Source organism: Actinosynnema sp. NPDC023794 (genome assembly GCF_040639675.1).
GTDB classification, from domain to species: domain Bacteria; phylum Actinomycetota; class Actinomycetes; order Mycobacteriales; family Pseudonocardiaceae; genus Actinosynnema; species Actinosynnema luteola.
The window spans coordinates 148,728-160,520 of record NZ_JBFAFR010000006.1 but is presented as its reverse complement, the minus strand read 5'-3'; the positions used below and the strand labels follow the sequence as shown (position 1 = coordinate 160,520).

At 72.9% G+C, this 11,793-nt stretch carries 11 protein-coding genes; 5 read left to right on the top strand and 6 right to left on the bottom strand.

Annotated elements, in window-relative coordinates:
* Positions 1-106 precede the first annotated feature (106 nt).
* From AB0H12_RS16195 to AB0H12_RS16180, 4 genes are read right to left on the bottom strand one after another with little or no spacing between them, the layout of a single operon-like run.
* The gene (locus AB0H12_RS16195) at positions 107-1,321 is read right to left on the bottom strand and encodes a carboxyl transferase domain-containing protein (RefSeq protein ID WP_499623654.1); all 1,215 of its coding nucleotides are present in this window, start codon (positions 1,319-1,321) and stop codon (positions 107-109) included.
* Positions 1,318-2,667 carry an acyl-CoA synthetase gene (locus AB0H12_RS16190; protein WP_499623816.1) on the bottom strand — a complete coding sequence of 450 codons (1,350 nt, stop codon included), beginning with the start codon at positions 2,665-2,667 and terminating at the stop codon, positions 1,318-1,320. The genes AB0H12_RS16195 and AB0H12_RS16190 overlap by 4 nt, the downstream gene beginning before the upstream one ends.
* Before the next feature lie 34 nt (positions 2,668-2,701).
* On the bottom strand, positions 2,702-3,007 hold the full coding sequence (locus AB0H12_RS16185; RefSeq protein ID WP_498783441.1) for a thioredoxin family protein: 306 nt from the start codon (positions 3,005-3,007) through the stop codon (positions 2,702-2,704).
* A complete protein-coding gene (locus AB0H12_RS16180) occupies positions 2,995-3,366 on the bottom strand; it encodes a MerR family transcriptional regulator (protein WP_499623653.1) in 372 nt (123 codons plus the stop codon). Before AB0H12_RS16180 ends, AB0H12_RS16185 begins: the two co-directional genes overlap by 13 nt.
* 71 nt (positions 3,367-3,437) lie before the next feature.
* Between AB0H12_RS16180 and tsaB the strand changes: the two genes are divergently transcribed.
* From tsaB to tsaD, 3 genes are read left to right on the top strand one after another with little or no spacing between them, the layout of a single operon-like run.
* Positions 3,438-4,124, top strand: a complete 687-nt coding sequence (tsaB, locus tag AB0H12_RS16175; protein WP_499623652.1) for a tRNA (adenosine(37)-N6)-threonylcarbamoyltransferase complex dimerization subunit type 1 TsaB — start codon at positions 3,438-3,440, stop codon at positions 4,122-4,124.
* Positions 4,121-4,579: a ribosomal protein S18-alanine N-acetyltransferase gene (gene rimI, locus AB0H12_RS16170; RefSeq protein ID WP_499623651.1), complete on the top strand. Its 459-nt coding sequence runs from the start codon at positions 4,121-4,123 to the stop codon at positions 4,577-4,579. Before tsaB ends, rimI begins: the two co-directional genes overlap by 4 nt.
* The gene (gene tsaD / locus AB0H12_RS16165; protein WP_499623650.1) at positions 4,572-5,624 is read left to right on the top strand and encodes a tRNA (adenosine(37)-N6)-threonylcarbamoyltransferase complex transferase subunit TsaD; all 1,053 of its coding nucleotides are present in this window, start codon (positions 4,572-4,574) and stop codon (positions 5,622-5,624) included. Before rimI ends, tsaD begins: the two co-directional genes overlap by 8 nt.
* A 171-nt stretch (positions 5,625-5,795) precedes the next feature.
* Here the strand turns inward: tsaD and AB0H12_RS16160 are convergent, their stop codons facing one another.
* Complete coding sequence (locus AB0H12_RS16160; protein ID WP_499623649.1) at positions 5,796-8,780, bottom strand: AfsR/SARP family transcriptional regulator; 2,985 nt, start codon at positions 8,778-8,780, stop codon at positions 5,796-5,798.
* A 105-nt stretch (positions 8,781-8,885) separates the two neighbouring features.
* On the opposite strand from AB0H12_RS16160, the gene AB0H12_RS16155 reads away from it, so the two are divergent.
* Positions 8,886-9,746 (top strand): NAD(P)-dependent oxidoreductase, encoded by an 861-nt coding sequence (locus tag AB0H12_RS16155; RefSeq protein WP_499623647.1) that lies wholly within the window; start codon positions 8,886-8,888, stop codon positions 9,744-9,746.
* Here the strand turns inward: AB0H12_RS16155 and AB0H12_RS16150 are convergent, their stop codons facing one another.
* Positions 9,747-11,264: an alkaline phosphatase D family protein gene (locus AB0H12_RS16150; RefSeq protein ID WP_499623646.1), complete on the bottom strand. Its 1,518-nt coding sequence runs from the start codon at positions 11,262-11,264 to the stop codon at positions 9,747-9,749. It lies immediately after the preceding gene.
* Positions 11,265-11,489: 225 nt separating this feature from the next.
* Here AB0H12_RS16150 and groES point away from each other — a divergent pair, with 225 nt between their 5' ends.
* Complete coding sequence (gene groES, locus AB0H12_RS16145; RefSeq protein WP_015105192.1) at positions 11,490-11,783, top strand: co-chaperone GroES; 294 nt, start codon at positions 11,490-11,492, stop codon at positions 11,781-11,783.
* Positions 11,784-11,793 lie beyond the last annotated feature (10 nt).

The following is an 11,793-nucleotide window of genomic DNA, read 5'->3' as shown; positions in this document are numbered from 1 at the left end:
TCCTCAAGGTTCGAAGACAAAGCCTTGAGAGCTTGAAAGCACGTCCTCACCGGACATTTTTGATCTTTCAAGCTCTTGAGGCCTCGGCGGCGAATCGGCCTGGTGTTCAACGTTCCGATATGCCGCGCACCACGCCGAGCTCCACCAAGTCCTGTGGCCGCAAGCGCAAGTCCTCGGCAAGCGTTCGCACGTCGTCGCGTTTCAGAATCGCCGCCGCGAGTTCTGGCGCGATCACCGAGAAATAGGCGTCAGGCGTGATCCACGTGTGCTCCGGCGACGACAGCGCCAACGCCCCACCGGACCCGCCTTCGCCGATGACCAACGTCGTGATCGGCACCCGCGTTTCCGCAACGGCGGCGAACAGCTCCGCGATGGCCGCGCCGACACCGGCCCGCTCCGCCGCCACGTCGTTGGCCGCGCCCGGGGTGTCCACCAACGTCAACACGGGCAGGGCGAACCGCGACGCGAGCCGCACCAGGCGAGCCGCCGTGCGGAACCCGGCCGGGGTGTTGGCCGTCCCGGTCTGCGCGGCGAACGCGATCGCCCGCTCACCCCGCCGCCCGATGCCGCACAGCATCCCCGCGTCCACACCACCAGCCCGATCGCCGCTGATCGGCAGCCGGAAGTCGAAGTAGTCGTCGAGATAAGCCGCAGCACGGGGACGCCCGGCGGCGCGCGCCCGCAGAACGGCGCTCCACCCGTCCACGGGAAGCTCTTGAGCACCCAGAGCGCGCGGCACCTCAGCGGGCACGGCGTCACCACGCGTCATCAGGAAGAGGACCTTCGCCACGGTCGCGTCGACGTCCTCCGGCTCCACCACGAGGTCCACCGTGCCCGCCGCGAACTGGCCTTCCGCCGTGTAAGCGGGATCGTCCGCCGGTCGCACCCGGCTGCCCGCGAACCCCACCTGGGCGCCGGACACCCCGATCACGACGTCCGCGCCCGCGCCCAGCGACGCCCACAGCCCACCGGTGGTCGGGTCGCGCAGCACGGACACGTGCGGCAGACCGGCCTCCCGGTGCGTCGCGCACAGCCGCGCCACGCGCTGGAGCTGCCGCAGCGACAGCATCCCCTCCTGCATCCGGCTCCCACCGGTGGCGATCCGCGACACCACCGGCAGCCGCGCCAGCCGCGCCTCCGTGAACGCCTCCTCGATCAACGCGCCGGCGGCCGTGCCGACCGAACCACCGAGGAAACGGAAGTCGAAGGTGATCTCCACCGAGCGCTGCTGCCGTCGCCACGACACCGACTCGACGCCACCGGACCGTTCCCGCGCCCGGTCGAGCTGGGCCTCGTACCCCGGCCAGCCGAGCGGGTTCACCGCAGTTCCCGCTTCAGCACCTTGCCCATGTCGTTGCGGGGCAACGAGTCCACGTACCGGACCACTCTCGGCCGCTTGTGCGGCGACAGCAGCCGGGCCACGTGATCGCTCAACGCCTCCGGCGCGGGCGGCTCGCCGTTCACCACGACCCACGCCACCACTCGCTCACCCAGGTCGTCGTCCGGCTCGCCCGTCACCGCCACCTCGGCCACCGAGGGGTGCTCCAGCAGGGCGTTCTCGATCTCGCCCGCGCCGATCTTGTAGCCACCGCTCTTGATCAGGTCCGTGGCGCGCCGGCCGACGATCCGCACGTACCCGTCCGGCTCGACCACGGCCAGGTCGCCGGTGCGGAACCAGCCGTCGCGGAACGCCTCACGCGTGGCGTCCGGGCGGTTCAGGTACTCCAGGAACAGGTTCGGCCCGCGCACCTCGATCTCGCCGGGCTCGTCACCCGCTCGATCACCCGACCCGCCGCCCACGACCCGCAGCTCCACCCCGTCCAGCGGCAACCCCACCGTGCCGGGCCGCCGGTCGCCGTCCGCCCGCACGCTGGTGTTCATCAACGTCTCGGTCATCCCGTACCGCTCGACCACCCGTTGGCCGGTCAGCTGCTCGATGCGCTCGTGCAGCGACGCGGGCAGCGCGGCCGAGCCGGACACCAGCAGCCGGGCCTTGCCGAACGCCCCCGCGTGCTCGGGTTCGGCCGCGGTCCGGTGGTACATGGTCGGCACGCCGAACAGCATCGTGCCGCCGTCGCCCAACGCCTCGGCGGCCTTCGCCACGCTGAACGACCCGAGGTGGCGCACCGTCCCACCGCGCCGCAACGGCCCGATCACCCCGACGGCGAGTCCGTGCACGTGGAACAGCGGCAGGCCGTGCACCACCACGTCGTCCTCGGTCCACGCCCACGCCGCCGCCAGCGCGTCGAGGTTCGTCGCCAGCGCACGCCTCGGCAGCACCACACCTTTGGGTGGTCCTGTCGTGCCGCTCGTGTAGACGATCAACGCGGGCGCCTCGCCGTCCGGCTCCGGCAGGTCGACCACCGGACCGGACGGCAGCTCGTCGTCGATCACGAGGTCAGGCGCGCTGTCGGCGAGGACGTGCGCGAGCTCCCGTTCCCCGATCCTGGGGTTGAGCGGCACGACCGGCACACCCGCCAGCAGCGCGCCGACGACCGCCACGCACGTCTCGGGCGTCGACCGGGCCCACACCGCGACCCGCCGCCTGCCCACCAACCCGGCCGCGACCGCACGCGCCTCGCGCGCCAACCGCTCGTACGTCAGCTCCCGCTCGGGGAACCGGAGGGCGATCTTGGACGGCGGCGAGGCCAGTGCCGGCAGCAGCATCTCCATACAGTGATGTTCCCGGCCGCCGCTCGCATCACAAGTGTGGTTCGAGCCACGCCATCAGGTGGATCTTCGGCCGAGCGCCCACGGTCTGTGCCACCAATCGGCCGTCCTGGTAGAGCTGGAGCGTGGGCGCGGACATGATCCGCTGGTCGCGCGCCGTGCGCGGGCTCGCGTCCATGTCCACCTTCACCACGGTCAGGTCGCCGCGCTCCCGGTCGATCTCGTCGAGCACCGGTTCCAGCATCCGGCACGGCCCGCACCAGTCGGCGCCGAACTCCACCAGCACGTTCCCGGCGGCCACGGCCCCGGTGAACTCGTCGTCGGTCAACGTCCGCACGGCCTGCTCCTCTGCTCGGCTTCCTGCAGCTGCGCGCGCACCTGGTCCCGCACGGCCTGCAGCCGGGTGATGCAGTCGTCCAGCTCGGCCACCTTGCGCCGGTACACCTCGACGGACGCCGCGCAGGCGTCGCCGGTGGTGTGGCCGTCGCGCAGGCACTGCACGAACGGCCGGGTGTCCTCCAAGGCGAACCCGATGCCGGCGAGCGAGCGGATCTCGTGCACCAGCCTCAGGTCGTCCTCGTCGTACTCCCGCTGGCCGTTCGCCGCGCGGCGCGCGGGCAGCAGTCCCAGGGACTCGTAGTAGCGCAGCGCGCGGGTGGTCGTGCCGCCCCGCCGTGCCAGTTCTCCGATGCGCACGCGTCGATCATCCGCCTTGACGCCGACGTCAACACAAGTGTGGTTCACGCCACCCGATACCCTTGTCAGTTGTGCTAGTGCTCGCCTTGGACACCGCGACCCCCGCCGTCACGGCCGGCGTCGTCGAACTGACGCCCGGTTCGCCTCCCCGACTGCTCGCCCAGCGGGTGACGGTGAACGCGAAGGCGCATGGTGAGCTGCTCACACCGCACCTGCAGGAGGCGTTGGCGGAGGCCGGTCACCGGCTCGCCGACCTCGACGCGATCGTGTGCGGCTCGGGTCCGGGACCGTTCACCGGCCTGCGCGTCGGCCTGGTCACCGCCGCCGCGCTCGGCCAGGCGCTCAACCGGCCCGTCTACCCCGTGCCGACGCCGGACGCCGTCGCGCTGGACGCCGCCACCGGCAAACCGCTGCTCGTGGCCACCGACGCGCGACGCAAGGAGGTGTACTGGGCGGCCTACGACGCGGCCGGCCGGCGCACCGACGGGCCGCACGTGGACCGGCCCGCCGACCTGGTCGCGAAGCTCCCCGCGGTGCTGCCCGCCGTGGTCGAGGCCGCCGGCGAGGGCGCGGAGCTGTACGCCGACGTGATCGGGCTCCCGCTGGTCGCGGCGCGCCACCCGTCACCGGTCTCCCTGGTCGCGGCGGCGGCCGAAGAGCTGCTGGCCGGCGCGCGTCCTGCCGCGCTCACCCCCCTCTACCTGCGACGTCCCGACGCCGTGGAGCCGGTCGGGCGCAAGCGGGTGACCAAGGCGTGAGCTCCGGCACCGTCACGATCGCACCGCTGCGCAGGCAGGACGCCGTGCGGTGCGCGCAGATCGAGAAGGAGCTTTTCCCCGGCGACGACCCGTGGAGCGCGAACGCGTTCCGAAGCGAGCTCGACAACGGCAACTTCTACGTCGGCGCGTACGTCGGCGAGACGCTGATCGGGTACGCGGGGCTGGGTCTGACCGACTTCGAGTCGAGCGTGCACACCATCGCCGTCGTGCCCGACTACCAGGGCGGCGGCGTCGGCAAGACCCTGCTGGGCGCCCTGCTCGCCAAGGCCGACGAGCTGGGTCTGCCGGTTTTCCTGGAAGTCCGCACGGACAACGCGCGGGCGATCGGCCTCTACCTGGCGCACGGCTTCGAGCACCTGGGCGTGCGCCGCCGCTACTACCAGCCGTCGGGCGCCGACGCGTACACGATGGGAAGGCCCGCTAACCGTGACTGACCGGCTCATCCTCGGTATCGAGAGCTCGTGCGACGAGACCGGCGTCGGCATCGTCCGGCTCGGCCCGGACGGGTCGGTGGAACTGCTCGCCGACGAGGTCGCGTCCAGCGTCGAGGAGCACGCCCGCTTCGGCGGCGTCGTGCCCGAGGTCGCGTCCCGCGCGCACCTGGAGGCGATGGTGCCGACCATGCGCCGTGCCGTGGAGACGGCCGGGATCGAGCTGCGCGACGTGCACTCCATCGCGGTCACCGCCGGTCCCGGGCTCGCGGGCGCGCTGCTGGTCGGCGTGTCGGCGGCGAAGGCGTACGCGGCGGCGTTGGACAAGCCGCTCTACGGCGTCAACCACCTCGCGGGGCACGTCGCCGCGGACACCCTCCAGCACGGCCCGCTGCCGAAGCGGTGCTTGGCGCTGCTGGTGTCGGGCGGCCACTCGCAGCTGCTGCTGATCGAGGGCCTGGCGGAGAAGATCACCGAGATCGGGTCGACCGTGGACGACGCGGCGGGCGAGGCCTACGACAAGGTGGCCCGGCTGCTCGACCTGCCGTACCCCGGTGGTCCGCCGATCGACAAGCTCGCCAAGCAGGGCAACGGCTGCGCGATCGCGTTCCCGCGCGGGCTGACCGGGCCGCGCGACTCGAAGTACGACTTCTCGTTCTCCGGCCTGAAGACGTCCGTCGCCCGGTGGGTCGAGAAGCAGGAACGCGCGGGCGAGGAGATCCCGCTGGCCGACGTCGCCGCGTCGTTCCAGGAGGCGGTGGCCGACGTGCTGACCGCCAAGGCGATCCGGGCGTGCAAGGACCTGGCCGTGGACACCTTGGTGATCTCCGGCGGCGTGGCGGCGAACTCCCGCCTGTCGGGCCTCGCGGCCGAGCGCTGCGCCGAGGCGGGCATCGAGCTGCGCGTCCCGCGTCCCCGGCTGTGCACCGACAACGGCGCGATGATCGCCGCCCTCGGCGCCCACCTGGTGGCCGCCGGCGCGAAGCCCTCCGCCCTCGACCTCTCCACCACCCCCGGCCTCCCGGTGAGCACCATCCAAATCCTCTGACCCCCGCGCGTGTCGAACCTCCAGGTCCCGCGTGTCGAACACTCAGGACCCCCGAGTTCTACGTTCACGTCGGCCCCGGCCGGGCCCGAGCGTTGAATTCGGGGGTCCTGAACGTTCGACACGCGGGACGCGAGGGTTCGACACGCCGGTCCTGAAGGTTCGACACGCGGGTTAGGTGGAGATGTCGAGGGCTTCGGCGTGGCCCGAGGCGAACGCGGCGGCGTAGGCCTCGGCGCCCAGGGCCGCACGCGCGGTGGCGGCGATCCGGTCCACGTCACCGCGTTCACCCGCCGGCAGCGGCACGCCCACGGACGCCCGCGCCGCCGTCGCCGCACCCAGCAGCCGGGCCGCCTCCTCCGCGTCACCCGCCAACGCCCGAGCGCCCGCCATCCCCTCCAACGCCAACGCGATCGCGCGCGGGTCGCCCACCTGCCGCGCCAGCGCCAACCCCTCCGACTGCAGCTCCAAGGCCCGCGCCGCGTCACCACGCAGCTCGGCCACGAACCCCAGCTCCGCCAGCACCAACGTCGAACCCGCCTCGAACCCGACCTGCCGGTGCCACGACCGCAGCCGCTCCCAGTGCGCCTCCGCCGCGCCCAGCCGCCCCTCCCGCCGCGCGCCCAGCGCCAACCCCGTCTCCGCGTACACCTCACCCGGCGAGAACCCGTGCTCCGCCGCCGCGCGCCGAGCCTGTTCGTGCAGCTCACGCGCCTTCGCGTAGTCACCGACCGTCAACGCGACCCGCCCGAGCCAGGACAGCTTGTACGACACCTCCGGCCACGACCGCAGCTCCTCCGCCACCCGCAGCCCGTCCCGGTGCACGGCCTCCGCCCGCTCGTAGTCACCCGACAGCTGCGCGAGCATCCCCAACCCGAACGACGCCTTCAGCTGCCCCCACCGCTCACCCGACGACCCGAACAGCTCCGCACACCGCGAGGCCGACGCCCGCGCCTCGTCGACCGAACCCCGGGCCAGCGCCTGGCTCACCCGGTCGCTGTGCGCCGCGGCCACGCCCCACTCGTCACCCAGCTCCTCGAACGCCTCCAGCGCCTGCTCGGTCAACACCTCGCCGGACGGCATGTCGCCCACGGTCGACAGCACGTACCCCAGGAACCACCGGGCCCGCGCCTGCTCCAGGCGATCCGCGATCTCCGCCGTCCCCGAGATCGCCGACGGTTCCGCCGCCTCACCCAGCAGCACCCCGAACCCGGCCCGCCACGCCACCGTCACCGGATCGGTCGAGGTCATCAGCCACCGACCCTCCCGCAGCCGGCCGCGCAGGAACCAGTACCAGGTCAGCGCGCACGTCAGCCGAACGGCGTCCGCCGGCCCCAACGCGTCGTGCGCGGCGCGCAGGTTCGCCGTGTCCGCGTCCAGCCGGTCCAACCACGCCAACTGCCCGGCCTCGCGCAACCGGGGGTCCGCGCGTTCGGCCAACCCCAGGTAGAACGCCGCGTGCCGCGCCCGCACCCGGTCGAACTCGCCCGCCTCGCGCAGCCGCTCCCGCCCGTAGTCGGCGACCGACTCCAGCAGCCGGAACCGCGGCTCGCCCGTGTGCTCGGGCGCGACCACGAGCGACCGGTCGACCAGCCTGGCCAGCACGTCCGCCACCTCGTCGGCCGCCACGCCGTCACCCGCGCACACCGCCTCGGCGGCGTCCAACGCGCACCCGTCCACGTGCACGGACAACCGCCGCAGCACCACCCGCTCGGCCTCGCCGAGCAGGTCCCAGCTCCAGTCGATCATCGCGCGCAACGTCCGCTGCCGGGCAGGCGCGTCCCGGTGCCCGGTGGCCAGCAACCGGAACCGGTCGTCCAGCCGGTCGAGCAGGGCCGTCACGCCCAACCCGCGCACGCGCGTCGCGGCCAGCTCCACCGCCAGCGGCAACCCGTCGAGCCGTCGGCAGATCGCCTCCACCACCGCCGCGTTGTCCGGCGTCACCGTGAAACCGGGCGCGGCGGCGGCAGCGCGCGCTGTGAACAACGTGACCGCGTCCGAGAGGTCCAACGGCGGCACGGCCCACACCGTCTCGAACGCCAGGCCGAGCGGTTCCTGGCTGGTGGCGAGCACGCGCAGCTCCGGCACCGCCCGCAGCAGCCGGGAGACCAGCGCGGCCACCGGCTCGACCAACCGCTCGCAGTTGTCCAGCACGAGCAGCACCTCACGCCCGCGCAACGCCTCCACCAGCGCCGTCCCCGACGCGTCCTCGCGCACCCCGAGCACGTCGGCCACCGCGCCCACCACCTGCTCGGCCCGGCCGACACCCGCCAGCTCGACCAGCCACACCCCGTCGGCGACCGACACCTGCCGCGCGACCTCCAGGGCCAGGCTCGTCTTGCCGACACCTCCGGGACCGGTGAGCGTGACCAACCGGGCGTCACGGGGCAGCTCGCACAGGTCCCGCACCGCCTGGTCCCGGCCGACCAGCTCCGTCACGGGCACCGGCAGGTTCGTCCGCGCGACCGGCGCGAGGTCGTGGTCGAGGATCGCCCGGTGCAGCTCGGCCAACTCGGGGCCGGGCTCCAGCCCCTGCTCCTCGGCCAGCGACCGGCGCAGCTCGGCGTAGCTCTCCAACGCCTCGACCTGCCGCCCGGCCCGGTAGAGCGCACGCATGTGCAGTCCGCGCAAGCGTTCGCGCAACGGGTGCCGCGCCACCTCGGCCGCCAGGTCCACCTCACCGGGAGACGACTCGGCGAACTCCTCCAGCGCGGCCAACCGCTCCTCGGCCCACCGCGCGAGGACCGGCGCCAGGAACGGCGCGTCCGCGAGCTCCGCCAGCGGCTCGCCGCGCCACAACGCCAGCGCCTCGCCGAACCGCCCGCGGGCCACCAGCTCCCGGAACCGCAGCACGTCGAAAGTGGACGGATCAACGCGCACCGCGTACCCGGCCGGACCGTGCGCGACCAGCTCCCGCCCACCCGGCTCGGCCGCCTCCAGCGCCCGCCGCAGCTGCGAGACCTTGGTCTGCAACGTGTTCACCGGGTTGCCGGGCGGCTCGTCGCCCCACAGGTCGAACGCCAACCGGTCCGCCGACACGGGCCGCCCCTCGTGCGCGAGCAGGTCCGCCAGCAGCAGCCGGACCTTGGCCTCGGGCACCCGGACCGCCTCACCGCCCGCCGTCCACACCCCGAGCGGCCCCAACACCCCGAATCTCACGCCCGGACCGTAACCGGACCACCCGCAGCGGACCCCCAGCGGTCCCGCAGCGATCCGTGCGCGCCACCGGCCACCGTGGAAGTCACACGAAGGAGTGAAGAACACATGACTGCCAAGACCCCGTTGACCCTGATCGGCCTCGGCCCGATGGGTCAGGCCATGGTCACCCGGTTCCTCGACGCCGGCCACCCGACCACGGTCTGGAACCGCACCCCGTCCCGGGCCGACGCCGTCGTCGCCAAGGGCGCCGTCCGGGCCGCCACCGCCGCCGACGCCGTGGCCGCGAACCGGCTGCTGATCCTCAGCCTCACCGACTACGCCGCCATGTACGAGATCCTCGACGGCGTCGACCTCGCCGGCCGCGTCGTGGTCAACCTCAGCTCCGAGACGCCGGACAAGACCCTCAAGGCCGCCGCCTGGCTCGCCGAACGGGGCGCGGAACTGCTGGTCGGCGGCGTGATGTCGAACGCGGAGATGGTCGGCGACCCGGCCGTGTACGTCTTCTACAGCGGACCGCGCGAGGTGTTCGACCGGCACGCCGACACGCTCGCGGTGCTCGGCAGGCCCGACTACATGGGCGAGGACCACACCCTCGCCCAGCTGCTCTACCAGGCGCAGCTGGACGTCTTCCTCACCTCGATGACCGCGATGCTGCACGGCATCGCCCTGGCCAAGTCGGCGGGCGTCACGGCGGAGCGGTTCGCGCCCTACCTCACCGACAACGTCTCCACGCTGACGATGTACGTCGCGGAGATGGCGAAGCACGTCGACTCCGGCGAGCACCCCGGCGACCTCGCCAACACGGCCATGATGGGCGCCACCGCGGCGCACGTCCTGGGCGCGAGCGAGGCCGCCGGGATCGACGCGGAGCTGCCCAGGGCGGTGAAGGCCCTCTACGACCGCGCCATCGAGGCGGGGCACGGCAAGGACAGCTTCACCGCCCTGATCAACGTCATCCGCGGCTGATCACACGGGGTTCAGGCCGGGGTTGCGGTCCTCGACGACGAACGACTTGAGCGTCGTGGCCCCGGCCCCGGCCGTCCGCACGTACGGCAGCGTGCGGAAGTCCGCCCGCATCTCCCGCGCGGTGAACTTCGTCCGCACGTACCCGCGCCGCCTGCTGTGCAGCTTGATGTGCGGGTTCAGCCGCAGCTGCACCTGGTCGACGGTGTCGTTGCCGTCGCCGCCGGAGGTCACCGACGAGCACACCAGCTCGGTGCCGACGGTCGGCGACGACGCCGGGTCGTTCCAGTCCAGCTTCACGTCCGCCGCGTAGTGCGCGTGCACGTCACCGGTCAGCACGACCGCGTTGCGCACGCCCGCGTCGACCCACCCGCGCGTCACCCGGTCGCGGGAGGCCAGGTAGCCGTCCCACCCGTCCATGGAGACCTCCTTCTCCGGCCCGTCCTTGCGGTCGCGCTCGGCGAAGAACACCTGCTGGCCCAGCACGTCCCACCGCGACCGGGACCGGCGGAACCCGTCGAGCAGCCACTCCTCCTGCTCCGCGCCGGTGATCGACCGCGTCGGCAGCCCGGCGTCCGCGCAGGTCTTCCAGCCGTCGCCGCACGACTGGTCGTCGCGGTACTGCCGGGTGTCGAGCATGTGGAAGTTGACCAGCCCGCCCCACTGGGCCCGCCGGTAGAGCTGCATGTCGGCGCCGTTGGGCCGGGCCCCGCGCCGCAGCGGCATGTTCTCGTAGTACGCCTGGAACGCCGCGGTCCGCCGGGCCGCGAAGGCCGGGTCGGGCTGCTCGGGCACGTCGTCGGCCCAGTTGTTCTCGATCTCGTGGTCGTCCCACACCACCAACCAGGGCGCCACGGAGTGCGCGAGCTGGAGGTCGGCGTCCGTCTTGTACTGGGCGTGCCGGAGCCGGTAGTCGGCCAGCGTCCGCGTCTCCGGCCCGAGCACCGGCCGCACGTCCGCCGCCTTGGCCGCGTACTCGTACTGGTAGTCGCCCAGGTGCAGCACCACGTCCGGGTGATCCTCGGCCAGCCGCCGGTACGCGGTGAAGTAGCCCTCGCCGAAGTGCGCGCACGACGCGAAGCACATGGTCAGGTCCTGCCCGAGGACCCACGGCTCGGGCGTGGTGCGGGTGCGGCCGACGGGGGACAGGTGGCCGTCGACCCGGAACCGGTAGAAGTACTCGCGACCGGGCCGCAGGCCGAACGGCTCCACGTGCACGCTGTGCCCGAGCTCGGGCCGGGCGGGCTGCGCGCCGCGGCGCACCACGCGCCGGAACCGCTCGTCCTCGGCCAGCTCCCAGTGCACCGGGACGACCCGGTCCGGCATGCCGCCGAGACCGTCCTCGGCGAGCGGCTGGGGCGCCAGGCGCGTCCACAGCACCACGCTGTCGGGCCTGGGGTCGCCGGACGCGACGCCGAGGGTGAAGGGGTCGTCGAGCCGGGGGGAGCCTGCGCCGGTGGTGGCGAGCGCCACACCGGCCACACCGCCGATGAGCAGGGAACGTCGGGTCACCGTGGTCATGCGGCTCACCGTTGCCGACGAGGTTGGCGACCAGGTGAACGGCGGTGTTACACGAGTGGACGACTTCACCCGACCGGTAGCGGGGGGTCGTTGAAGCGTTGGCACTCGCGTGGGTAGAGTGCTAGATGCACGGCACCAGCAACCGCCCCGACCCCCGCGACGGCGGGGTGGCAGGAGCCGTAACGCAACCTGCCAACGCTTTCGACGACCGTGGAGGTCAGCCCGGTGAGCGTGAACATCAAGCCGCTCGAGGACAAGATCGTCGTCCAGGCCAGTGAGGCCGAGACCACGACCGCTTCCGGCCTCGTGATCCCGGACACCGCGAAGGAGAAGCCCCAGGAGGGCAAGGTCATCGCGGTGGGCCCCGGCCGGATCGACGACAAGGGCAACCGCGTCCCGGTGGACGTGGCTGTCGGCGACGTCGTCATCTACTCCAAGTACGGCGGCACCGAGGTCAAGTACAACGGCGAGGAGTACCTCATCCTCTCCGCCCGCGACGTGCTGGCCGTCATCAACTGACGCTCGGCTG

Bases quoted from the DNA above. Each gene is read 5' to 3' on its own strand.
- AB0H12_RS16190 (WP_499623816.1), bottom strand. From the start codon at position 2,667: ATGCTGCTGCCGGCACTGGCCTCGCCGCCGTCCAAGATCGCCCTCCGG.
- AB0H12_RS16155 (WP_499623647.1), top strand. From the start codon at position 8,886: ATGACTGCCAAGACCCCGTTGACCCTGATCGGCCTCGGCCCGATGGGT.
- AB0H12_RS16150 (WP_499623646.1), bottom strand. From the start codon at position 11,264: ATGACCACGGTGACCCGACGTTCCCTGCTCATCGGCGGTGTGGCCGGT.